Below are 22099 nucleotides of genomic sequence, written 5' to 3'. Positions count from 1 at the left end.
TAGTGAAATATGTATTTTTTTTAAATATGGGCGGGGTTAATAAACTTGAAGAATGTGAAGTTTTTTTAAAAAATATGTTTAATGATCCTTATATTTTAGGGATAAAAAATGTTTTTTTAAGAAAATTTGTAGCCTTTATGATAAGAAAATCAAGACTAAAAGCTATGAAGCAAAACTATGAAAAAATGGGTGGGAAGTCCCCGCTTACTCAAATCACACAAAGTTTATGTGATAAATTAAATTCTAAAACTAGAGAATATAGCTTTGATTTTATCAGTCTATATGTACCACCCTTTGTAAATGAGGTTTTTTCAAAATATGATTTTCAAAAAAATGATGAAATCATTTTATTTCCTTTATATCCTCATCATTCTAAAACCACTGTAACTAGTTCTTTAGAAGTGGTGCAAAATGAGCTAAGAAATATCCAAAATCAAGCTAATGTAAAAATCATTGATGTTTTTTATAAAGATGAACTTTATAATGAAATGATTATAAAGCATATTTTAGAAAAAAAGAAAGAATGTGATTATAAAACTTTGATTTTTTCTGCCCATTCTTTACCGCTTTCGGTGATTAAAAAAGGTGATTTATATGAAAAACATGTGCAAGAGCATGTGGGTATCTTAAAAGAAAAACTTAAAAATGAATTTGAACAAATCATTTTATCGTATCAATCAAAACTAGGTCCAGTGAAATGGCTTGAACCTAATACAAGTGATATTTTAGCAAATTTAGATCAAAAAGCTTTGATTTATCCTATATCTTTTTGCATAGATTGCTCTGAAACGATTTTTGAACTTGGAGTTGAGTATAGACACTTAGCAAAAAGTGATTATGAGCTTATTGCTTGCCCTAATAATAGTGATGAGTTTATAGAGTTTATTTTAAATTGTTTAGTTTAGAGTCAAATAAAACTCTAAATTTTAAAGTTAGTTTGGATTAGTTTTTATCGTTTTGTTCTCTATAGGCTTTAAATAACTTTCTTTTATCATAAGATTTACTGTATCTTTAAACATAGGTAAAGCACTTTGTGCAGCATAATAACTATAAGCCTTGGTAGGATTTCTCACCAAAACCCCTATGGTGTAATTGTTTTTCTCATCATTTGCAAAGCCAAAAAATGAAGCATTGTAGCGATTTGAAGTATAGCCTTTTCTTTCAGCAATCCTAGCAGTTCCTGTTTTACCACCTATGATAATGCCTTGAGTTTGTGCTTTTTTACCTGTTCCTTTTTCTATAACATTGATTAAAATTTGTTGCATTTCTTTGGCAGCTTTACTTGAGAGAATTTTTTCTTTTTTAACTTCATCATCAAGTTTTATTAAGCGTCCATCTTGATAAATTTTATTTGCAATTTGTGGTGTGATATAAATTCCATCATTGTTAAATACATTATAAGCAGCTAGAAGTTGCATAAAAGTTGTTTTTAAGCCATAACCATAGCTTAATACAGATTTTTCTACTTCTCTTAATCTTTTTGGATTTGGTATTTCTCCTTTTTGTTCATAAGGAAGATCAATACCACTTCTTTCTCCAAAACGAAAAATTCTAAGCCCTGAGATGATTTCAAGATTGCTTAATCTTTGGGCGATTTTAATCATGCCGACATTTGAAGAGTAGGTGATAACTTCTTCCATGCTCATTTTATCTTTTCTATGATCATCGCGTATGGTAAAACGACCAAGCTTGTATTGACCGCCTTGAGTGTTGATGATTTCATTGACTTTGATTTTATCAAGCATTAAAGCAGTGGTAAATATAAAAGGCTTTATAACAGAACCTGCTTCATAGCCATATTCTATCGCGCTTGCATTAAGTACAGATAGATCTTTTCCACGATTTTGCGGATCGTATCTTCTTGAGCTAGCAAGGGCTAAAATTTTTCCACTTTTACTTTCCATAATTGCAACTATAATTTCATTAGCTTTTAGATCTTCATTTCTTTTATCAATAGCCTTTTCTAAGCCTTTTTGAAGTTTTAGTGAAATATTTAAGTATAAATTACATCCATCTATTTTACGCTTTTCATAAGAGTGCAAATTTAAGATAATATTGCCACCTATATCTCTTAAACCTTGGATTTTTGCATTTTGTAAAGGGCTTAAGCATTCATTGTAGTATTTTTCTAAACCTTTTATGCCGACATTTTTAAAAATTTCGCTTTTTTCATCCATATAAGTTCTTGTGTAGCCTATGATAGGAGTAAGTGAGTCTTTTGGCATATACACGCGATCTTCTTTGTGTTCTATGATATCAAGTCCTCTTGTTTCAACTCTGCCATTGTTATTTGTAAAAGACTTAAAAAAACCTTGAGTATAAAGCTTTTTAGCTAATTCTTTTAAATAGCTTGCGTCTTTTGAGTTAATATCTTGGAGTAAAATAAAATTATAACTTCTTCTTTTTTTTGCAAGCATTCTTTTTTTGATATCTTGCATTTGCTCATCGCTTGCACCGCTATAAATTTGAAAAAGCGTTAAGAATAACTCTTTTTTATCAGGATTTAAACTTCTTAGATCAATCTCTGCTCTATAAATTTGCCTACTTGAAGTTACTGTAAAATTATCGCTTGTGATGATATTACCTCTAAGAGCGGAAAAATATTGTTCTTTTTGGGTATTTGGTATATGGCGTTTTGAGGTTAGAAAAAAAGTAGAAAGTAAAAACAAGGCCATAAAAAACAGAGCCATACAAAAAGCAAAAGCTACCTTTGAAACTCTATTTCTAATGGTGTTTGAAAGCATATATTAAATTTGAGTTCTTGAAATTTCTTTATATGCGTTTATAGCCTTATTTCTAACTTCAAGCATAAATTTCATACTTGATTCAGCTTTGCTAATAGCAATTGCTGCTTGGTGTAAGTCTTTTACTTCACCTGTTGCGATGTCTACCATAGCAGCTTCAGCTGTTTCTTGAGTTTTATTAAGGTTGTTTATAGAATTTTTTAATAAGCTTGAAAATTCATCACCTATATTATTTGAGTTGTTATTATTTTTATTGTTAACATTGTTAAATTGATTTATACCATTAATAGTGTTCATTTATTAACCTCTTAGTAAATCTATCGCACTTTGTGCTATAGTTTTAGTGCTTGTAAAAGCGCTTACATTTGCTTGGTAAGCTCTTGTTGCTTCTATTAAATCGGCCATTTCAATGACAGGGTTTATATTTGGAAAAGCAACATAACCTTGTTCATTTGCATCTGGATGAGATGGATCAAATTTCATACGAAAATCTTTATCATCTCTTACAACCTTATCAACTACTACGCTCATTATAGCAGGTTTTGCATCTTTTTGTGAAGCTGGGTCGTTTAAAGGATTTTCATATTCTAAAAAATTATTATCTTTAGCGATTTGTTTATTTAGTAATTCATTAAAATCAGTCGCTTTAAAAATCACTTCTCTTCTTCTATACGGTCCGCCTTCCGCTGTTCTAGTAGTGTTTGCATTAGCTATATTTGAGCTAATTACATTCATTCTAAAGCGTTGAGCGCTAAGTCCGTATCCGCTAATATCAAAATCACTTAAATAAGCCATTGTTTTTCTCCTAGCCTAATTTAGAGCTTGTTTCTATGATGGTTGAAAAAATATTACTTTGTCTTCTTAAAACACCATCTAAAGCAGTAATCATCATAGTATTTTTACTCATTTCGGTAGTTTCTACATCAAGATCTACTGTATTTGCATCATTTCTTGCCAAATGTCCATCTCTTAAATAAATGGTTGATTTATTAGGATCTGGAAATTTCCAAGGTTTTTGATGATTTGCATTTGTACTTGCTAATTCAAGCTCTTTGGTATCTTTCTTTTTAAAAATTTCATTTGCTCTATTAACTAAAGCAGTTTCAAATTCTATATCTCTTGCTTTATAAAAAGGAGTATCAACATTTGCAAGGTTAGAATTAATCATTTGACTTCTTAGGTTTCTTCCTGCTAAAGCATCAACAATAAGTTCTTTTGATTTAAAAGGGCTTATCATAATTTTTCCTTAAAATAAAGCTTTTATAGACTAAAAGCAAAAATCATTCCAAAATATTTATGCAATTTTGTTTATCTATAAGTATATCTTTTTATAGTAAATTTTTGAAATTTTTAAAGCCACTTTCAAGTGAAACTTTTTTTTCTAGTGTTTTTAAAAAATCTTTTTTTGTCATTTCTTTAGCGCCCATAAATTTTAAATGCTCATTAGGCACTTGACAATCTATTAAAAAATCATATGGTTTTAAAAGCTCACAAAGTCTTATTAGAGCTACTTTTGAAGCATCTTTTTTAAGGCTTATCATGCTTTCGCCAAAAAATATTTTGCCTATGATAAGTCCATATAAACCACCGATTAAAACATCATTTTCATAAACTTCAACACTATGAGCTAAATTTTGCTCAAAAAGCTTTGTATAAACTTGTATAAATTCTTGACTTATCCAAGTTTTTTTTCTTTTTGCGCAATGGCTTATAAGAGAGTTAAAATCAAAATCAAGTCTTATTTCATAAGTTTTTAAAGCTTTTTTTATGCTTTTTTGCATACGTACTTCATCAGGTAAAAGCACCATTCTAGGAGAAGGGCACCACCAAGTAACAGGATTACTAGTCCATGGAAAAAGCCCTAGACGATAAGCATGAGGTATAAAATCTACTTCTAGCTTTTCGCTAATAAAAACAGGCGCATCATCAGGGCTTTTTAAAAGTTTAGAATACAAATTCGATTTTTTCATTTTTGGAAAGTTTGAGTTTTAATTTACCACCATTTTTTAATTTTCCAAACAAAATCTCATCGCTTAATCTCTCTCCTAATTCTTCAGCAATAATGCGTTTTAATAATCTGACTCCAAATTCCTTATTATTAGTTTTTTTAGCAAGAAATTCTTTTACTTTTTTATCAGCTTCTATGGTGATATTATTTAAATTTTTCGCCATTAAATCTAGCTCTTTTTGAACGATTTGTTCTAAAATTTCTTGATTTAAGTCATTAAAATGAATGATTTTATCAATACGGTTGATAAATTCAGGCGCAAAAAAATCTTTTATGGCTTTATTGCTTTTTTCTTTATCACTGCTTAAAAAACCAAGCTCATTACTTTCTTTTAAGCCTAAATTTGAAGTCATAATGATAATAGTATTTTTAAAATCAGCTTTTAATCCACTATTATCCGTCAAGCTTGCATTATCAAAAATTTGTAAAAAAGTATTAGTTAAATCAGGATGAGCTTTTTCTATCTCATCAAATAAAACTACGCTAAAAGGATTTTTTCTAATACTATTACTAAGCAAGCCACCATCTTCATAGCCCACATAACCTGCTGAAGTTCCTATGAGTTTGCTCACATCATGTTTTTGTGAGTATTCGCTCATGTCAAATCTTTCAAGGTTAAGGTTTAAAATTTGTGCTAAATTTTTCGCAAGTTCGGTTTTACCAACCCCGCTTGAACCGGTAAATAAAAACACGCCTTTTGGGGTGTTTTTACCTTTTAATCCTGCATAGCTTTGTTTTAAGGTAGAACATAAAGCCTTGATAGCTTCATCTTGTCCAAAAATGTTTTGTTTTAAATCATGCTCTAAGTTCTTAAGAATTTTACTTTGATCGCTTTCATAAATTTTATGAGAATGTGTCATTCTTGCTAAAGTATTTTCTAAATCTTTTATTTTTACTATTTTTTTACTTTTTTTATCTTCTAAAGCAAAGCTTGCACCAAGCTCATCGATTAAATCAATCGCACTATCGGGTAAAAATTTATCATGTAAAAATTGTTTTGCTAGTTTTATACTTGTTTGTAAAATTTCATCACTGATTTTGATTTTGTGAAAATTTTCATATTTGCTTTTTAAGCCTTGTAAGATCAAAAAACATTCTTCTTCGCTTGGCTCATCTATATCAATTTTTGCAAATCTTCTACTTAGGGCTTTGTTTTTATCAAAGGTGTTTTTATATTCTATAAAAGTAGTTGCTCCTATGCATTTGATGTTGCCATTACTTAGTGCAGGTTTTAATAAATTTGACATATCTGCATGGCTTTCATTGCTTGCGCCAGTTCCTACTATGGTGTGAATTTCATCTATAAATAAAATAGCATTAGGGATATTTTCTAATTCTTTAATGATATCTTTTAATCTTTTTTCAAAATCACCTCTGTATTTTGTCCCTGAAAGCAAGCTTGCCATATCAAGACTATAAATTTTTGAGTTTTTTAAATGTTTTGGTACTTTTTCTTCAGCTATAGCTAACGCTAGTCCATCTATAATGGCACTTTTACCAACACCTGGCTCACCAACTAAAATAGGATTATTTTTTTTGCGACGGCTTAGAATTTGCATCATTCTTTCAAGTTCAAATTTCCTACCTATAACAGGATCTATTTTGCTTTTTTTTGCAAGCTCAACTAGCTCTATAGTATGGGTTTTTAAATTTTCAAATTCAGCATTTTGTAACAATTCTTTTATTTTTTCTTCTTCTATTAGGTGTTTTTTTAAAATATTATAAGAATAAGCTTTTTCTTCTTTGCAAAGTGCAATGATAAAATCAATCACACTTGTTTGATTTTTTGCATTTAGCTTGTGTAATATATTTTCCAAGATTACAGAAAAAATAGGTTCTATTTCTTTTTTTAAAATTTCGTTATTTTTAGCTAAGTAGTTTTTTAACTCATTTTCAAAGCCTTGTAAATCACCATCTCCGATTTCTTCAAGTAGATTTTTAAAGTCATTACTAAGTTTAACTAAAGCAAAAAGCAAATGCTCGCAAGTGATAAATTCATGATGATTGATAAAGCTTAAATGTCTTGCATTTGGTATAAATGAGTCAATTAATTCTTTATATTTCATTGTTCTTCTATCCTTGTTTGGAGTGGAAAATCATTGTTTTTTGCTGCCATGTCAACTTGCTGTTTTTTGCTAAGTGCAATTTCTTCTGTGTATATACCACAAACTCCACTTCCTTGATGATGAATTTCAAGCATAATTGCACTTGCCTTTTCAAAATCATGATGAAAAATATTCATTAAAATTTCAATTACAAAATCCATAGTGGTAACATCATCGTTTAAAAGCAAAACCTTAAACATTTTAGGTTCTGCTAGTTTTTGTTGCTCTAAAATTTCACTTTTTAGACCCATTTAATATCCTAGTAATATCTTCTTGCATAGTTTGAGTAGAAACTTTTCCAAGATAATATTTCACATAATTTTTTGAGTCTTTATTCCAAAAGTCTGTTAAATCTTGATAAATACCATCTTTTAAAACCACTTTAAAAGGAAGTTGTTCCATACTTTGATAGTTGATATCTTTTAAAGCTTGTGCGACAATTCTATCATTTTCTTTAGAATTGCTTAAAAAATAATATGCTCCATATTTAATAGCAAAATCTTTAACAGTTTGATCGCTTACATTTTCAAAATGACTAAGCCCTATGATGATAAAATTATCTGTATTTTTTTGCCATAAGCTTGTTAGATGGGTAGCTTCTTCTTGGCAAGGTGTGCAAAAGGTTCCAAAAAAATCAAACATTAAAATTTTATTCTCTTCGCCTTTTACCATAAAACCATTTTGTGTTCTTACTAAGGTTTTTTCACCGCCATTGACACTTTTTAAAAGAATTTCATCGCCCATTTTATACTCAGCAAACGCAAATTCATTTTCGATTTTTTCTTCACTTGAGCAAGCATTTATTAAAAATGCAAAAGCAAATGTAAAAAATAAATAAGCAAATTTTTTCATCAAAATCCTTTTTTTAATAATGATTTTTCATAGCAGCTCTTGCCTCAAGATCTGCTTGTTTTTTCTTTAAACTTTCTCTTTTATCGTGTAAGTTTTTTCCTTTAGCTAAGGCTATTAAGACTTTTGCTTTATTTTTTTCATTAAAATAAAGTTCTAATGGTACTATAGTAAAGCCTTGAGTGCTAATTTTACCAAAAAGCCTATCGATTTGCTTTTTATGCATTAAAAGTTTTCGCGCGCCTTTTTCATCATGCTTATAAAAAGAATGTGTAGTACTAAGATGAGAAATATGAGCATTAAGTAAGAAAATTTCACCCTTGATAATACGCACAAAAGAATCTTTTAAATTTGCTCTACTAGCTCTTAATGCTACCACTTCAGAGCCTTTTAAAACAATACCTGCTTCAAATTTTTCCAAAATTTCATAATCAAAAAAAGCTTTTTTGTTTTTTACTATAGTTTTTTTCATCATTTAGCCTTAAAAACTCCACTTCCACTTCCACTTAAAAAATAAGCCTCATCAAGAAAAGTTTGCATTTTAGGATAAATTTTTACACAAGGAGCAAATAAGTCGTTTAAATCAGTATTTTTATGCTCTAAAATTTCACTTGTTTTAAGTGTTTTAAGTGTTTTGGCTAAATTTAAATTCGCTTTTAAATCATATGAGCTTTCATCAAATGCTTTATATACTTTTGCACTTGAGCATTCAATAGCTGGAAAAGTAAAATCAAGTTGAGTAAAATCATCTTCAAAATATTCTACAATCTCGCCACACCCGCTAACATTTGCACTATCATATCCACTTAAAAAAAAGATTAAATCAGAACCGAGTTTTTGGCAGATTTGTTCAAGTTGTTGTTGGTTAAGTTTTAAATTTAAAGCTTCGTTAATCATAAGCAAAAATGTCACTGCATCAGTGCTACTTCCACCAAGGCCTCCACCTATGGGAATATTTTTGATAAGCTTTAAACTTTTGTCTTTAAAAAATTCATTTAATTCATTAGAAAATCCTAAATTTTCTAATTCTTTATAAGCTTTGTATATGATGGTATCTTGAGTAAAATTTCCAGTGATTTCAAACCCTTCTTTGGTTTTTTCATCACTAAAGCTTAACTCGTCAAAAATATCTTTTAATAAAACAAAGCGTGATTGTAATAAATGATAAGATCTTGAGTCAATTCCTATGATTTTTAAAAAAATATTAGCTTTTGCGTAAGCTTTCATTTTTTAAGCTTTTTACTCAGATCATCAAGTTTTATCGTTTCATCACTAATTGCATGTAAATTTTCACTTTTTACTTGCTCGATAAGCTCTTTGCGTAGTATCATTAAAGACTTTGGAGCTTCGATGCCTATTTTGGCATAGCCTTTGCCTGTTTGAACTACTTTGATTTCTATATCATCTCCGATTTTTATACTTTCATTTTCTTTTCTTGATAAAATTAACATTTTAATACCTTATTTAAATAATATTGCACTTGATTATCTTGGATAGAAATGATAGAAAAAAAATCTTTTTCTTCTAAAATATAGCTACCTTCTTCTTGAATTTCCAAATCGTCCAAAAATATTTTTTGTCCATTGTGTAATTTTTGGGGGTATTTTATCGTATTTTTTCTAAGATTTAAATAAGCTAAAGGATTTAACTCTTTTTCATTTTCATAAAAAAACCTTCCTTCACTTAAACGCTCTAATGAGCTTAGCGTGGCTTTAATACCAAGTTTTCTAGCAAATAATTCACAATAAGAGCGTATATAAGAACCCTCACTAACTGCTATTTCTATGGTTAAAAAGGGGTGGTTATAGTGTAAAATTTTAGTATAAAAAATTTCCATAACACAAGGTTTTAAATTGACTTCAAAACCTCTTTTTGCAAGCTCATAAGAGCGTACTCCATCTATTTTTTTTGCACAAAATGCGGGTGGGGTGTAGGTGATTTTACCTAAAAGTTCATTTTTAATTTGTTCTAAAACTTTCTCTTCAAAAGCATTTATAAGATTGATCTCTTTGATATTTTGATTATCAAGGCTTAGTGAATGCACACCTAGCCAAAGCGTTGCTTTATAAACTTTTGGATTTTTATCAAAAAAGCGAAAAAGTTTTGTGTATTGATTAAAGGCTATGAGTAAAACACCTTTTGCAAAAGGATCAAGTGTTCCTGAAAAACCTGCTTTTTTATTTTTATATTTTTTCTTGAGTTTGCCTAAAAAAGCATTAGAACTCATTCCACTTGGTTTGTAAGCTACAAAAAGTTTATTCATATCACTTTTTCCACAAAACTTGACATTATCATTCTTTCTATGCCTCCAAAATTAATCGTGAGTTTTTCTTCAGCTCCTATTTTACTTACTCCGGTGACTCTGCCTATGCCAAAAATTTTATGTTTGATTAAATCGCCTTTTTTATAGCAATTTTTTTGATGATCTAGTGTTAATTCTTTTTTGATTACATTACTCTCGCCAAAAAATCTACTTTTTTCTAATCTTGTGCGACTTCCTTTATAAAATCTAGAATTAGCATAACTTAAATAAAGTTTTTTCTTGGCTCTAGTGATTGCTACATAAGCAAGTCTTCTTTCTTCTTCTATATTGCTTGATTCGCTAGTGAGTGGGAAAAATCCTTCTTCTAAGCCTATGATAAAAACATAATCAAACTCAAGTCCTTTACTTGCATGAATACTCATAATACAAATACTTTCTTTATCAAGTCCATCTTGCTCATTAAGTAAAGAAATTTCATTTAAAATATCATCTAAGCCATTATAATTTCCATGAGTGATTTTATCTTTTAAGTTAGCATAAAGTTCATCTATGTTTAAAAGTTTATCTTCGCCCTCTGGATTATCTTTATAAAATTCTTTGATTTTAAATTCTTCTTCTAAGGCTAAAATCATTGCAAGCAAATCATCTTTTTCTTTGATTTTGTGTATGCTTAGTATGAATTTTTCTAATTCTTTGTCTGTTTTTTTGCTAAAAAATCCACTTCCTTGCAAAGCACATAGGCTTTCAAATAAAGACAAATGATTTTCTTTAGCATAATTTTCTAGCTTTTCTAAACTTGCATTACCAAAATTTCTTTTAGGACGGTTGATAATGCGTTTAAAAGAATAATCATCATTTAAATTTGAAAGTAATCTTAAATAAGAAATAATATCTTTAATTTCAGCTCTTTCATAAAAACGAATTCCACTTAGCAATTTAAAAGGAATTTTTTCTTTACTAAAAGCTTCTTCAAGAGCGCGAGATAGGGCATTTACTCTATAAAGTATGGCTATTTCACTAGGATTAATCCCTGAGTTTAAAAGTTTTGAAACTTCTCTTGCAACCTTAAAGCTTTCAATTTTCTCATCATCATTTTGTAAAATTGTAATTTCTTCGCCTTCATCTTTGGTGCAAATTAAAGTTTTTCCTAGTCTTTTTCTATTATGCTCTATAAGTTCATTTGCAGCTTGTAAAATAGCGCTAGTTGAACGGTAGTTTTGCTCTAGTTTGACTAATTTTACATTATTAAATTGTTCTTTGAAATTTAAGATATTTTCTATTTTAGCCCCACGCCAACCATAAATACTTTGATCATCATCACCCACCACGCAAATATTTTCATGAGACGTGCAAAGTTTTTTTAGAATTTGATATTGTAAGGCATTGGTATCTTGATATTCATCTACTGTTATATAAGTATATTTTTGACTTTGCTCTTTTGCAAATTGTTCATCTTCTAAAATTTTATTAGTTAGCATGAGTAAATCATCAAAATCCATAAAATTATTTTGGATTAAAAAATGCTCATATTGCTCATATAAATGAATGATTTCTTCGTAATTTTTGTTTTTTTCATCTTTTAAAAATTCTAATTCTTTGCGTATTTCTTGAGCGCTTTTGCTTTGATTTTTAAAATTTGAAATATAAGCACCTATGCTTGCTAAAGAGCTTTGCAAATTTTCGCTAGCCAAATCTTTTAGTATTTTCTTTTTATCATCTGTATCGATAATGACAAAATTATTTGCTCTATTAATTCTTTCGCTATAAAGTCTTAAAAATAACAAGCCAAATTTATGAAAAGTACATAAAAGGGGATTGTGTAAATTTTGATCTTGTAAAAGTGCTAAGGCTCTTGTTTTCATTACATTAGCAGCTTTATTTGTAAAGGTTAGTGTGAGGGTATTTTGCGCAGGAATACCTACATGATCAATCAAATAAGCAAGTCTAGTGGTAATGGTTTTAGTCTTTCCGCTACCTGCACCTGCTAGTATCAGCATAGCTCCATCAATATGCATGATAGCTTCTTTTTGGCTATCATTTAAACTTTCAAAAAAACTCATTTTTTAAATAAATCTTTATTGTTGGGATTATTTAAAAAAGCATTCATGGATTTTTCTTTTAATTTTTGATCATTTTGCTTTTTGAAATAGTTTGAAAAATTAACAAAAATGATATTATCTTCAACTTGAATTTGAGTAATTGCCCCTAAATCCACTTTCACAAAGGTTGCAAAATCATCAGGCCCAAAACCTGCATGAAATTCTATATGCTCATTTGTTAAAACTATAGATTTAAAAGTATAACCACCAAGAGCAAAAAGACAATAAGGATTTTTACTCACTACATCTAATTCTGGTGGCAAAGGAGGTTCGAGTGTAACAAATTTAGTATTTACAATGATATTAAACTCAATATCTTCTTGGATTAAAATTTGCAAACACTCATAAATGCTTTTTTGCATTAAACTTATAAAATTTTTATTATTTAAAATTTTATCAATCATTGCTTAGCCTTAAAAATTCATCTACTAGTATTCTAACTTGCTCTAAGCCTATATTCCAAAACTCATCACTTTCTATATCAAAGCCAAACATAGCTACAAGTTCTTTTGGACTTTTACTTCCCCCGCTACTTAAAAACTCAATATAAATTGAAGTAAAATCAGGACATTTACCACTTTTATATAGACCATAAAGTGCTAAAACTAAAAGTTGTGCATAAGCATAAGCATAGCAGTAAAATGGAGAGTGTATAAAATGCGGTATATAAGAATACCAAAGGCCATAATTTTTGGTTAAAACTACGCTATCTTGAAACATTTTTCTTGATTCTTCAAGCCAAATTTCACTTAGTTCTTGAGCGCTTAACTCTTCTTTTTTAGCATGAAATCTGCGTTCAAAAGTAGTAAAATTAATCTGTCTATAAAGAGTAGCAAAAATATCTTCTATTTTTGCTGCATATAAAGATAAAAGCTCTTCTTTGTCTAAATTTTCTTTAATATAATCAAAAATCAACATTTCTGCAAACACTGAAGCAGTTTCTGCTGTAGTTAGTGGTGTATCTTGATTTAAAAAACTTACTTTATAAGAAAGTTTTTGATGTATAGTGTGACCTAGCTCATGTGCTAGGGTGAAAAGATCACGTCTTTGGTTGGTATAGTTTAAAAGTATGAAAGGATGGCTTAGTGGTGTACTTGAGTGAGAAAAAGCACCGCTTTGTTTAAATTCTTTAGGATAGACATCAATCCAATTATTCTCAAAAGCTTCTTTTGCTATGGTGTAAAAATCTTTAGAAAATTTTTCAAAGGCTTTTAAAACTATATCCTTTCCTTGATCAAAATCAACTTGCATTTCTTTTCCAATGGGTGCATAACGATCATAATCTTTTAACTTTTTATACCCTAGAATTTTTTTCTTTGCATTGTAAAATTTAGAAACGATATCAAAGCTATTTTCGCTAGCGCTAATAAGCGCATCAACACTTTTTTTAGAAATTTGATTTCTTATATGTCTTGGAGTTTCAGGACTTTCATAGGATCTTAACTCACAAATACTAGCAAGTTCACTTTTAATCATATTGAAAATATATACTAAAAGTTTGTTTTGCTTTTTTAAAGTTTTACTAAAGCATTTTGAAGCTTTTTTTCTAATGCTTCTATCTTTATCATAAAGCTTGCTTAGAATTTCTTCCTCGCTTAATTTTTGCCCTTCAAAATTAAATTTTAAAGCACTAAAGGTTTCATCAAATAATCTTGCAAATGCATTTGAGCCTGTACTTGATAGAGCTAATATAACTCTTTCTTCTTTTTTGGAAAGATTGTGTTTTTTGTGTTTGATAAGATTGTTTAAATAAAACTCATAATCTTTGCAAAATGTGATGAAAGTTTTGCTTTTTTCTTCTTTTAATTCGCAAAATTCAAGGTCAAAAAATAAAAGATTTTCTTCTATTTTTTTACTTAAATTTTCATATTTTGCATAAAAAGCACCTTTGGTGGTATCTTGTGCAAAATTTAAATACACATAGGTTAGTATGTGAGAAAGTTTTAAGATTAATTCTTCATAATTTTTTAAAGCCTGTAAGAATTGCTCATTGTCTAAACTATGAAGATTATTTTCATATTGTTTTTTAAATTCACAAGCTTCTTCTTGGGTTTTTTGTAAAAAAAGATTTAATTCTTGCTCATCTTTAAATAACGTACTTAAGTTCCAATTTTGCATGATTTTAGCTTTCTAAAATGAGTTTTTTTAATACAGCCATTCTAATGGCAACACCATTTTTAACTTGAGTTAAAACCTTACATCTTTTATCAGCCATTACTTCATCGCTAATATCAATGTTTCTATGCACAGGACCAGGATGTAGGATAATGAGATTTTTATCTTTTATTAAATCTTTACTAATGCAAAAATCATTTGCATAATCTTTAAGCGATGCATAGGTTGGAATATTGTGTCTTTCAGTTTGTGTTCTAAGACTCATGATAATATCAACATCATCAATGACTTCTTTTAATTTATTTGTTTTTTTAATAGGATAATTTGGCATAAAATGAGGCGGGGCTACTAGGGTGATATCAATACCAAAACGAGGTAATAATTCTAAATTTGAAGCAGCGACGCGCGAGTTTTTAATATCTCCTACTATTGCTATTTTTTTACCTTTTACATTATAATCAAAATGCTCCATTATAGTAAAAAGATCAAGTAAGGCTTGGGTAGGATGAGCATGTTTGCCATCGCCTCCATTAACTATAGGACAATGAGTATAATTTGCTAAAGTATGAGGCACACCTGAGTTTTTGTGTCTAACTACAATAGCACTTGGTGCCATTGCATCTAAATTCGCAGCAGTATCAAAAAGTGTTTCACCTTTACTTGAGCTACTTCTTGAAACATCTAATTTTAAAACTTTAGCACCCAGTCTTCTTGCAGCTGTTTCAAAGCTTGATTGAGTGCGTGTTGAATTTTCAAAAAAAATTGTTGTAACACTTTTTCCTTCTAAAAATGTATGCGGTTTTTCATCTAAAAATTCTTTTGCTTCTTTAAATAAAGCCAAGATTTCATCATTGTTAAAATCTTTTGTAGTAATTAAATGCCTCATAAGCCCTCCTTAAATTTTTAAATTAAGCTCATTATCTGAACAAATGGCGCTAAATAAAACGTCTGTTGAGCTATTTAAAGCTGTTTCAACACTATCTTGGATAACCCCTATGATAAATCCAACCGCAACTACTTGCATGGCTATATCATAATCAATATTAAATAAAGAGCAAGCAAGCGGTATAAGTAAGAGTGAGCCTCCAGCAACCCCGCTAGCTCCACAAGCTGCAAATGCGGCTAAAACACTCAAAAGCATAGCTTGTAAAAAATTTATTTCAATGCCTACTGTGTGAGCTGCTGCAAGACTTAATATGGCTATGGTTACAGCTGCTCCTGCCATATTAATCGTAGCGCCTAGTGGAATAGAAATACTATATAAATTATTATTGATATTTAATTTAGAGCAAAGTGCCATATTTACAGGGATGTTTGCTGCAGAACTTCTTGTGAAAAATGCAAAAACAGCGCTATGTTTTAAGCAAATAAAAATCAAAGGATAAGGATTTTTCTTTGTATAAGCAAAGACAATTAAAGCATTAATCACAAAGGCTACAAAAAACATGGTTAAAACTAAAATTATTAATAATTTAACATAACTTAAAAGTCCTGCTGCTCCTGTTTGAGCAACTGAATTTGCTACAAGTCCAAAAATTCCAAATGGAGCAAGCTTGACTATAAATTTAACAATTTTTAATACACCTTCGTTGATATCAGTAAAAAGTTGTTTTGCGTCATTTGAACAGTGCCTTAGAGCAAAACCCCCACCTATGGCCCAAGCTAATATACTTAAATAATTTCCTGAAGATAAGGCGTGGATAGGATTATCTACGATTTGAAAAAGTAAGGTTTTAAATACTTCGCCTATATGTGCAGGGCTTGTAGTAGAAGCTTTTTCAATATCGGTTAATACTAATTCTACGGGAAAGACAAAGCTTATACTAACCGCGCTTAAAGAAGCTAAAAAAGTTCCAAATATATATAAGAAAATGATATGTTTTATTTTTTCGCTTCCATGATTAAATTCTTTTGTGCAAATAGTTGTTAAGATTAAGATAAAAACCAAAATCGGTGCTATGGCTTTTAAAGCTCCTGTAAATAAAGCACCAAAAATATTTGCAAAAATAGCTAAATCTTTAGAAAAAACACCTACTAAAATTCCTAAAATAATACCTATGCAAATTTGTAAAATAAGATTTCCATCTTTATAGCGTTTGATTGCACAAGAAAATAAACTCATTTTTTACCTTTTTTGTAGTGATAAATTTTTAATTTATTCTAACAAAGTAAAGCTTAAATAAGCTTTTTTATTTTTAAGCTAGCTTATGTTAAAATAAAGCTAGAATTTTTATGATAAGGAATATAAAATATGTATTTGTTTACTTCTGAAGTTGTTAGTGCAGGACATCCTGATAAATGTGCTGATATTATAGCTGATTCTATAGTGGATGCTTTTTTAACTCATGATAAAGATTCAAGGGTTGCTAGTGAGGTTTTTGTAGCAGGAAATAAAGTAGTAATTGGTGGTGAGATTAAATCAAAACATAAACTAGAAAAACAAGATTATGAAAATATTGTAAAAAAAGCTTTGGCAGATATTGGCTATGATGGGCATCCACATTTTAGCAAAAAACAATGTTTACATCCTGATGATTTAGATGTAATGGTATTTTTAAATGAACAAAGTCCTGATATCAATCAAGGTGTTGATCAAGAAGATGGAGAGATTGGAGCGGGTGATCAAGGGATAATGTTTGGTTTTGCAAGTAATGAAGCAAAAGAATATATGCCAGCAGCTATTTCTTATGCTAGAATGCTTTGTGATAAAGTATATGAGTTTGCAAAAAACAATCCTGATAAACTTGGAGTGGATATTAAAACTCAAGTGACAATTGATTATGTAAATAAAGAAAATTTTGAAAATTGTAAACCTCAAAGCATCCATACTATTGTAGTTTCAGCTCCTTGTGTTGAAAGTATGAAAATAGAAGATCTAAGAGCTTTGGTGATGGATTTGATTTTGGATTCAAATTTGCCAAAAGAACTTTTTTGTCCGGAAAAAACAAGAATTTTAATCAACCCAACGGGAAAATATGTAAATCACAGCTCGTTACATGATAGTGGTTTAACAGGAAGAAAACTTATAGTAGATAGCTTTGGTGGTTATGCTCCAATAGGCGGAGGAGCACAATCTTCTAAAGATTATACTAAGGTTGATAGAAGTGGGCTTTATGCAGCAAGATGGCTTGCTAAAAATATCGTAGCCGCAGGTCTTGCTAAAAAATGCATAGTGCAGCTTTCTTATGCTATAGGTGTAGCTAAACCAACTTCTGTTAGTGTGGATTGTATGGGAACAAACACAAGATTAAATGATGATATTTTAAGTGATTTTGTAATGAAAACTTTCCCATTAACTCCAAATTGGATTAAAAATAAATTCAATCTTGATAAACCAAGTAAAGATACTTTCATGTATGCTGATGTAGCTGCTCGTGGTCAAGTGGGTCAAGCTGATTATCCTTGGGAAAAATTAGACGCACTTGATGAATTTAAGGCATTATAAAATGAAGCTTTTAAGCTTCATTTTGCTTTAAAAGTTTTTCTTTTATCTTTAAAATCAATACTTCTTTTGGCTTAATTACTGCATTTTCTTTTCCATTAACTGCATGATATATACTTACATTATAATTATTTGCATAAAAACGCATTAGAAAATTTTGTAATTTATACTCACTTGAAAAATTAAACCAAGCATTGTTTGAAATAGCGATGATGATCTTTGAGTTCTTGTAAAGTTTTTCTTTTGTAGCTTCAAAGCAGATAGCATTAGTGATGAGCTGATTATTTAGAATGTATTGATTTAATTCTTTTCCTTTTGAAAATTCATCAATATTTAAAAGATATTTTTTAAAAAAGTTTTTAAATATAGGAATTTCTTCTCCAAAAGGTACAAGATAATGTTTGTTAAAAACTTGTATGTTACCATTGTCAAATACATAAGTGCTATTGTATAGATGATTAGGTGTGGTACTTATAGCACCTGTGATGATGATGATTTGTTTTGATAAATCTTTTAAAGCTTGCAAATAACTTGGTGCTTTATTTAAAGCAAAGGCAAAAGCTGTTTCAGGAAAAATAATTGCTTCTTTGCCTTCTTTTATGGCCTGATTGATTTGATAAAATATATCTTTAGAATGAGTTTGTAAATTTTCTTGTATGAATTTTTGATCTTGGGAGATATTAGTTTGAATTAATTTATAGTCTAAATTTAGTGTTTGTGGTTGTTTTTGATTATATTGAGCTCCGATTAGAATAAGGATTAAAATGATTGCTATTTTATAATATCTTGAAATATATTTTTCATAATAAAAATAAGCAATCAAAAACATAGCTATAATGCCTTGATAACTTGCATCAAAGATTCCATATACACTTAAAACACCCCAATTTAGCCAATCAAATCCAAAAGGATGAACAAAACTAAGTAAAAAAATCCCACAAAGCCTTAAAAAATCATATTTAAGAAAAAAACATACTAAAAATAATAATCCATAAATTAATCCGATTAAGATAATTTCTAAAGGAATTAAATAAGCTAAATCAAAATAAATTGATGATAAAGCTATCCACCAAAACCATAAAATTCCTACAAAAAATCCGGTATAAAAATATCCTATTTTACTTTTATTTCTTAGCAATAAAATCAAACCATATATACTTAAAAATGGTGAAATAAATTCAAAAAGTAAATTTTCAAAAAAAGAAAAATAAATAAAATTTGACAATAAAAGTGCAGAAAAAAAGGCTTTTATTATTTTAAAAGTGGTAGAATTAGAATTTATGAACTTTAAAAAAAGGGGAAGAAATGGCAGAAAACGGAAATATTTGGACTTCATTGTTGCCTCTCATTGTGCTTTTTGCGATTTTTTATTTTTTGGTTATCAGACCACAGCAAAAACAAGCAAAAGACCACAAATTAATGGTTTTATCTTTAGAAAAAGGAGATAAAATCATCACAAATGGTGGGATAATTTGCGAGGTGGTAAAACCAGAAGAGGATTTTATCAAAGTTAAGCTTAATGATGAAAATGTAGTTGTAAAAATTTCTAGAGATTTCATAGCAAAGAAAATTGATGCGTAGTGGAAAAATTACTTATAGAAGTATCATTTTCTTTGTAGTTTTTCTTATAGGATTAATTTTTTCCATACCTTCTTTTATGCAAACCCAAAGTGGTGCTAAGATCAACCTAGGACTTGATTTGCAAGGTGGTTTGCATATGTTATTAGGTGTAGAAGTAGAAGAGGCGGTTAAATCAAAGGTTAAATCCATAGCCTCTTCTCTTAGTTATTCTATCAATAAAGAAGATATTATTGTTGATAAAATCAAAGTAAATGATACTAGTATTGAATTTAGTTTATTAGATGAAAATGATGTAGCTAAGGTTGATTTGTTATTAAAAGACATTAAAGGCTTGGCTATTACACACGAAAATTTACACTACACACTTTCTTTAACCCAAGAAGAAATTAAATTAACTCATGAACAAGCTATTTTACAAGCTGTAGAAACCATTAGAAATAGACTTGATCAATTTGGTCTTGCAGAGCCAAATGTAGCAAGATCAGGTGAGGATAAAATTTTAGTCGAACTTCCAGGTATTAAAACTGCTGTAGATGAGGCTAGAGCTAGAGAGCTTATCGCAAAAGCTGCACATTTGCAATTAATGGAAGTAGATGATGTTAGAATGGATCAGGTAAATAATCTTACTCCAGCTCAAGCTGCTGAATATGGAGACTTGATTTTTGAAGATGCAAAAAATCCTCAAATTAAATATCTAGTAAAATCTATACCTATTCTTGATGGTTCTATGTTAACAGATGCAAAAGTAGGCTTTGCGCAAAGTAATAATCTTCCTGTGATTAATTTTACCTTAAATTCAGAAGGTGCTAAAAAATTTGGAGACTATACAGGAAATAATGTAGGCAAACGCTTAGCTATAGTTTTAGATAATAAAGTATATTCAGCTCCAAGAATTAATGAAAGAATAGGTGGGGGTAGTGGTCAAATTAGTGGTAGCTTTACTGTTGAAGAAGCTCATGATGTGGCCATTGCTTTAAGAAGTGGGGCACTTTTAGCACCGGTTAAAATGCTTGAAAAAAGAAGTGTTGGACCATCTTTGGGTGCTGATAGTATTAAAATGAGTATGATAGCCCTAGCAGGTGCTTCTATATTAGTTATTGCATTTATGGTGATGTATTATGGTATAGCAGGAATTTTTGCTAATATTGCTTTAGTGGCAAATATTTTAGTGATTATTGCTGTAATGGCTATGTTTGGTGCAACCTTAACTTTACCTGGTATGGCAGGACTTGTGCTTACTGTGGGTATGGCAGTAGATTCTAATGTTATTATTAATGAAAGAATTAGGGAGTTATTGCGAGAAGGTGCTAGTATAAGGCAAAGTGTTGAAAATGGTTATAAGCATGCAATGAGTGCGATTTTAGATTCTAACATTACTTCGCTTATTACTTCAGTGGTACTTTATGCTTATGGAACAGGTGCAGTAAAAGGTTTTGCGGTGACTTTGAGTATTGGGATTTTAGTTTCGATGATTACTTCTATTGTTGGAACTCATGGTATGTTTGAAATGTTTATGAATCGTATGGAAAAAAGCAATAACACAAGATTATGGTTTGGATATAGGAGACCTTAATGCAATTTTTTAGTCAAAAACATGTTTATGATTTTATGAGAATGAGATTTGCAGCCATCTCTTTGTCTTTTATTTTATTTTTTGGTTCTATTTTTATCCTTTTTACTAAGGGTTTGAATTTTGGTATTGATTTTACCGGTGGAACTTTGGTGCAACTTCAATATGAGCAAAAAGCTCCTTTGGCTGAAATTCGCAAAGCTTTAGCTATTAATGAAAATTTAAAAGGTGCTAGTGTTACTGAATTTGGTAGTGCTAATGAAGTGATTATTCGTTTTTCAGGAAGTAGTGATAGTTTAGGAAGTGATATTGGAGTAAGTATTGCAAATTTATTAAAAGATACAGGTAAATTTGAAGTGCGCCGTGTGGATGTAGTAGGTCCAAAAGTAGGAGATGAACTGCGTAATAAAGGTCTTATGGCGGTTGGAATTTCTTTGATTGCTATTTTGATTTATTTGGCAGTAAGATTTGAATGGCGTTTTGCTATGGCTTCTATTGTGTGTGAAATTCATGATATAGTCATTACTTTAGGTGCTATTGCATTGTTCGAAATAGATGTAAATTTAGATATTTTGGCGGCTGTTTTAACCGTACTTGGGTATTCTTTAAATGATACGATTATTATTTTTGATAGGATTAGAGAAGGTGTTAAAATAAGTAAAAATTCAAAACTTGATTTAATTATCAATGAATCAGTTTCTGCAACTTTATCAAGAACTACTTTAACAACGGGTTTAACTTTAATTACTGTTGTAGTGCTTTATTTCTTTGGTGGATCTATGATAGAAGGTTTTGCTCTAACTATGATAGTGGGTATTGTAGCAGGTACTGCGAGTTCTATATTTGTAGCAAGTCCAGCACTTTTATGGTTTAAATTTAGTGTTGCGCAGTATCGTCAAAAAGAATTAGAAAAAGTAAAGAAAAAACAAGAAAAAGAGAAATTAAGAGCGATGTATGAAAAAGGAACAGTGTAAAAATGAATTGGGGTAAGGTTATTTATATCTTTTTTGCTCTAATGAGCTTAACTACAACCGCAGGATTTTTATATGATCAAAATGAAGTTGCTTTATTTATTGCAGCTTGTGTGAATTTAATTTCTACTTTATTGAAAATTGGGGTTAGAAATTTCTTAGCAGCTGAATTATTTGCTAGTTCTTTGGTGGCTGATTTGCATTTAATTCCAGCTTTTGCTTTAATACAAATTAATCCAGAAGCTAATGTTATGGTTTATACTTTAGCAATTGGTGCTTTGATAGCTAATATCTTTTCAATGATTTTAGTTATAGTTGATTCAGTAAAAAATCAAGAAGAAAATTAGGAGTG

The 22099-nt window shown here is 29.6% G+C and carries 24 protein-coding genes; 6 read left to right on the top strand and 18 right to left on the bottom strand.

Features of this window, described 5'->3' with window-relative positions:
• The first annotated feature begins 2 nt into the window (after positions 1-2).
• Entirely contained in the window at positions 3-905 is a 903-nt protein-coding gene (gene hemH, locus L8U41_RS03785) for a ferrochelatase (protein ID WP_263702154.1), read from the top strand.
• A gap of 27 nt (positions 906-932) precedes the next feature.
• On the opposite strand, the gene L8U41_RS03780 is transcribed toward hemH, so the two are convergent.
• From L8U41_RS03780 to sstT, 17 genes are all read right to left on the bottom strand, one after another.
• Entirely contained in the window at positions 933-2744 is a 1812-nt protein-coding gene (locus L8U41_RS03780; RefSeq protein WP_263727856.1) for a peptidoglycan D,D-transpeptidase FtsI family protein, read from the bottom strand.
• Between the two features lie 3 nt (positions 2745-2747).
• Entirely contained in the window at positions 2748-3041 is a 294-nt protein-coding gene (gene fliE / locus L8U41_RS03775) for a flagellar hook-basal body complex protein FliE (RefSeq protein ID WP_039668591.1), read from the bottom strand.
• A gap of 3 nt (positions 3042-3044) precedes the next feature.
• A complete protein-coding gene (gene flgC / locus L8U41_RS03770; protein ID WP_039618718.1) occupies positions 3045-3539 on the bottom strand; it encodes a flagellar basal body rod protein FlgC in 495 nt (164 codons plus the stop codon).
• A gap of 10 nt (positions 3540-3549) precedes the next feature.
• Positions 3550-3981 (bottom strand): flagellar basal body rod protein FlgB, encoded by a 432-nt coding sequence (gene flgB, locus L8U41_RS03765; RefSeq protein WP_039668590.1) that lies wholly within the window; start codon positions 3979-3981, stop codon positions 3550-3552.
• A gap of 91 nt (positions 3982-4072) precedes the next feature.
• Complete coding sequence (aat, locus tag L8U41_RS03760; RefSeq protein WP_263727855.1) at positions 4073-4714, bottom strand: leucyl/phenylalanyl-tRNA--protein transferase; 642 nt, start codon at positions 4712-4714, stop codon at positions 4073-4075.
• Complete coding sequence (locus tag L8U41_RS03755; protein WP_263727854.1) at positions 4689-6818, bottom strand: AAA family ATPase; 2130 nt, start codon at positions 6816-6818, stop codon at positions 4689-4691. Before L8U41_RS03755 ends, aat begins: the two co-directional genes overlap by 26 nt.
• Positions 6815-7108 (bottom strand): ATP-dependent Clp protease adaptor ClpS, encoded by a 294-nt coding sequence (locus tag L8U41_RS03750; RefSeq protein ID WP_263663090.1) that lies wholly within the window; start codon positions 7106-7108, stop codon positions 6815-6817. The genes L8U41_RS03755 and L8U41_RS03750 overlap by 4 nt, the downstream gene beginning before the upstream one ends.
• The gene (locus L8U41_RS03745) at positions 7092-7709 is read right to left on the bottom strand and encodes a thioredoxin domain-containing protein (RefSeq protein WP_263727853.1); all 618 of its coding nucleotides are present in this window, start codon (positions 7707-7709) and stop codon (positions 7092-7094) included. The genes L8U41_RS03750 and L8U41_RS03745 overlap by 17 nt, the downstream gene beginning before the upstream one ends.
• Before the next feature lie 13 nt (positions 7710-7722).
• Complete coding sequence (gene smpB / locus L8U41_RS03740; protein ID WP_039668585.1) at positions 7723-8178, bottom strand: SsrA-binding protein SmpB; 456 nt, start codon at positions 8176-8178, stop codon at positions 7723-7725.
• Entirely contained in the window at positions 8178-8933 is a 756-nt protein-coding gene (locus L8U41_RS03735) for a 4-(cytidine 5'-diphospho)-2-C-methyl-D-erythritol kinase (protein WP_263727852.1), read from the bottom strand. The genes smpB and L8U41_RS03735 overlap by 1 nt, the downstream gene beginning before the upstream one ends.
• On the bottom strand, positions 8930-9157 hold the full coding sequence (gene csrA, locus L8U41_RS03730; protein WP_012661763.1) for a carbon storage regulator CsrA: 228 nt from the start codon (positions 9155-9157) through the stop codon (positions 8930-8932). The genes L8U41_RS03735 and csrA overlap by 4 nt, the downstream gene beginning before the upstream one ends.
• Entirely contained in the window at positions 9151-9969 is an 819-nt protein-coding gene (gene truB, locus L8U41_RS03725) for a tRNA pseudouridine(55) synthase TruB (protein WP_263727851.1), read from the bottom strand. The genes csrA and truB overlap by 7 nt, the downstream gene beginning before the upstream one ends.
• The gene (locus tag L8U41_RS03720; protein ID WP_263727850.1) at positions 9966-12029 is read right to left on the bottom strand and encodes an ATP-dependent helicase; all 2064 of its coding nucleotides are present in this window, start codon (positions 12027-12029) and stop codon (positions 9966-9968) included. Before L8U41_RS03720 ends, truB begins: the two co-directional genes overlap by 4 nt.
• Positions 12026-12472: a hypothetical protein gene (locus L8U41_RS03715; protein WP_074691700.1), complete on the bottom strand. Its 447-nt coding sequence runs from the start codon at positions 12470-12472 to the stop codon at positions 12026-12028. Before L8U41_RS03715 ends, L8U41_RS03720 begins: the two co-directional genes overlap by 4 nt.
• Complete coding sequence (locus L8U41_RS03710) at positions 12465-14186, bottom strand: M3 family oligoendopeptidase (RefSeq protein WP_263727849.1); 1722 nt, start codon at positions 14184-14186, stop codon at positions 12465-12467. Before L8U41_RS03710 ends, L8U41_RS03715 begins: the two co-directional genes overlap by 8 nt.
• 4 nt (positions 14187-14190) lie before the next feature.
• The gene (locus L8U41_RS03705) at positions 14191-15069 is read right to left on the bottom strand and encodes an aspartate carbamoyltransferase catalytic subunit (protein WP_263727848.1); all 879 of its coding nucleotides are present in this window, start codon (positions 15067-15069) and stop codon (positions 14191-14193) included.
• A gap of 9 nt (positions 15070-15078) precedes the next feature.
• Positions 15079-16305 carry a serine/threonine transporter SstT gene (gene sstT, locus L8U41_RS03700; protein WP_263702142.1) on the bottom strand — a complete coding sequence of 409 codons (1227 nt, stop codon included), beginning with the start codon at positions 16303-16305 and terminating at the stop codon, positions 15079-15081.
• Between the two features lie 129 nt (positions 16306-16434).
• Here sstT and metK point away from each other — a divergent pair, with 129 nt between their 5' ends.
• The gene (metK, locus tag L8U41_RS03695; RefSeq protein WP_039628549.1) at positions 16435-17628 is read left to right on the top strand and encodes a methionine adenosyltransferase; all 1194 of its coding nucleotides are present in this window, start codon (positions 16435-16437) and stop codon (positions 17626-17628) included.
• Between the two features lie 10 nt (positions 17629-17638).
• On the opposite strand, the gene L8U41_RS03690 is transcribed toward metK, so the two are convergent.
• Entirely contained in the window at positions 17639-18961 is a 1323-nt protein-coding gene (locus L8U41_RS03690) for an apolipoprotein N-acyltransferase (RefSeq protein WP_263727847.1), read from the bottom strand.
• Between L8U41_RS03690 and yajC the strand changes: the two genes are divergently transcribed.
• The 4 genes from yajC to L8U41_RS03670 are packed head-to-tail and all read left to right on the top strand — an operon-like array spanning position 18931 to position 22094.
• Positions 18931-19206, top strand: a complete 276-nt coding sequence (yajC, locus tag L8U41_RS03685; protein ID WP_012661754.1) for a preprotein translocase subunit YajC — start codon at positions 18931-18933, stop codon at positions 19204-19206. The two genes, L8U41_RS03690 and yajC, sit on opposite strands and share 31 nt — an antisense overlap.
• On the top strand, positions 19199-20779 hold the full coding sequence (secD, locus tag L8U41_RS03680; protein WP_263727846.1) for a protein translocase subunit SecD: 1581 nt from the start codon (positions 19199-19201) through the stop codon (positions 20777-20779). The genes yajC and secD overlap by 8 nt, the downstream gene beginning before the upstream one ends.
• Complete coding sequence (secF, locus tag L8U41_RS03675; protein WP_263702138.1) at positions 20779-21750, top strand: protein translocase subunit SecF; 972 nt, start codon at positions 20779-20781, stop codon at positions 21748-21750. The genes secD and secF overlap by 1 nt, the downstream gene beginning before the upstream one ends.
• 2 nt (positions 21751-21752) lie before the next feature.
• The gene (locus L8U41_RS03670; protein WP_039618681.1) at positions 21753-22094 is read left to right on the top strand and encodes a DUF6394 family protein; all 342 of its coding nucleotides are present in this window, start codon (positions 21753-21755) and stop codon (positions 22092-22094) included.
• Positions 22095-22099 lie beyond the last annotated feature (5 nt).

The organism is Campylobacter sp. RKI_CA19_01116 (genome assembly GCF_025771405.1).
GTDB lineage: Bacteria > Campylobacterota > Campylobacteria > Campylobacterales > Campylobacteraceae > Campylobacter_D.
The sequence above is the reverse complement of the archived record's forward strand: the minus strand, read 5'-3'. Positions and strand labels throughout refer to the sequence as shown.

What these genes read in the sequence shown, in the direction of transcription:
- L8U41_RS03780 (WP_263727856.1), bottom strand. Translation starts at nt 2,744, where the DNA reads ATGCTTTCAAACACCATTAGAAATAGAGTTTCAAAGGTAGCTTTTGCT.
- fliE (WP_039668591.1), bottom strand. Translation starts at nt 3,041, where the DNA reads ATGAACACTATTAATGGTATAAATCAATTTAACAATGTTAACAATAAA.
- flgC (WP_039618718.1), bottom strand. Translation starts at nt 3,539, where the DNA reads ATGGCTTATTTAAGTGATTTTGATATTAGCGGATACGGACTTAGCGCT.
- flgB (WP_039668590.1), bottom strand. Translation starts at nt 3,981, where the DNA reads ATGATAAGCCCTTTTAAATCAAAAGAACTTATTGTTGATGCTTTAGCA.
- aat (WP_263727855.1), bottom strand. Translation starts at nt 4,714, where the DNA reads ATGAAAAAATCGAATTTGTATTCTAAACTTTTAAAAAGCCCTGATGAT.
- L8U41_RS03755 (WP_263727854.1), bottom strand. Translation starts at nt 6,818, where the DNA reads ATGAAATATAAAGAATTAATTGACTCATTTATACCAAATGCAAGACAT.
- L8U41_RS03750 (WP_263663090.1), bottom strand. Translation starts at nt 7,108, where the DNA reads ATGGGTCTAAAAAGTGAAATTTTAGAGCAACAAAAACTAGCAGAACCT.
- L8U41_RS03745 (WP_263727853.1), bottom strand. Translation starts at nt 7,709, where the DNA reads ATGAAAAAATTTGCTTATTTATTTTTTACATTTGCTTTTGCATTTTTA.
- smpB (WP_039668585.1), bottom strand. Translation starts at nt 8,178, where the DNA reads ATGAAAAAAACTATAGTAAAAAACAAAAAAGCTTTTTTTGATTATGAA.
- L8U41_RS03735 (WP_263727852.1), bottom strand. Translation starts at nt 8,933, where the DNA reads ATGAAAGCTTACGCAAAAGCTAATATTTTTTTAAAAATCATAGGAATT.
- csrA (WP_012661763.1), bottom strand. Translation starts at nt 9,157, where the DNA reads ATGTTAATTTTATCAAGAAAAGAAAATGAAAGTATAAAAATCGGAGAT.
- truB (WP_263727851.1), bottom strand. Translation starts at nt 9,969, where the DNA reads ATGAATAAACTTTTTGTAGCTTACAAACCAAGTGGAATGAGTTCTAAT.
- L8U41_RS03720 (WP_263727850.1), bottom strand. Translation starts at nt 12,029, where the DNA reads ATGAGTTTTTTTGAAAGTTTAAATGATAGCCAAAAAGAAGCTATCATG.
- L8U41_RS03715 (WP_074691700.1), bottom strand. Translation starts at nt 12,472, where the DNA reads ATGATTGATAAAATTTTAAATAATAAAAATTTTATAAGTTTAATGCAA.
- L8U41_RS03710 (WP_263727849.1), bottom strand. Translation starts at nt 14,186, where the DNA reads ATGCAAAATTGGAACTTAAGTACGTTATTTAAAGATGAGCAAGAATTA.
- L8U41_RS03705 (WP_263727848.1), bottom strand. Translation starts at nt 15,069, where the DNA reads ATGAGGCATTTAATTACTACAAAAGATTTTAACAATGATGAAATCTTG.
- sstT (WP_263702142.1), bottom strand. Translation starts at nt 16,305, where the DNA reads ATGAGTTTATTTTCTTGTGCAATCAAACGCTATAAAGATGGAAATCTT.
- metK (WP_039628549.1), top strand. Translation starts at nt 16,435, where the DNA reads ATGTATTTGTTTACTTCTGAAGTTGTTAGTGCAGGACATCCTGATAAA.
- yajC (WP_012661754.1), top strand. Translation starts at nt 18,931, where the DNA reads ATGGCAGAAAACGGAAATATTTGGACTTCATTGTTGCCTCTCATTGTG.
- L8U41_RS03690 (WP_263727847.1), bottom strand. Translation starts at nt 18,961, where the DNA reads ATGAAGTCCAAATATTTCCGTTTTCTGCCATTTCTTCCCCTTTTTTTA.
- secD (WP_263727846.1), top strand. Translation starts at nt 19,199, where the DNA reads ATGCGTAGTGGAAAAATTACTTATAGAAGTATCATTTTCTTTGTAGTT.
- secF (WP_263702138.1), top strand. Translation starts at nt 20,779, where the DNA reads ATGCAATTTTTTAGTCAAAAACATGTTTATGATTTTATGAGAATGAGA.
- L8U41_RS03670 (WP_039618681.1), top strand. Translation starts at nt 21,753, where the DNA reads ATGAATTGGGGTAAGGTTATTTATATCTTTTTTGCTCTAATGAGCTTA.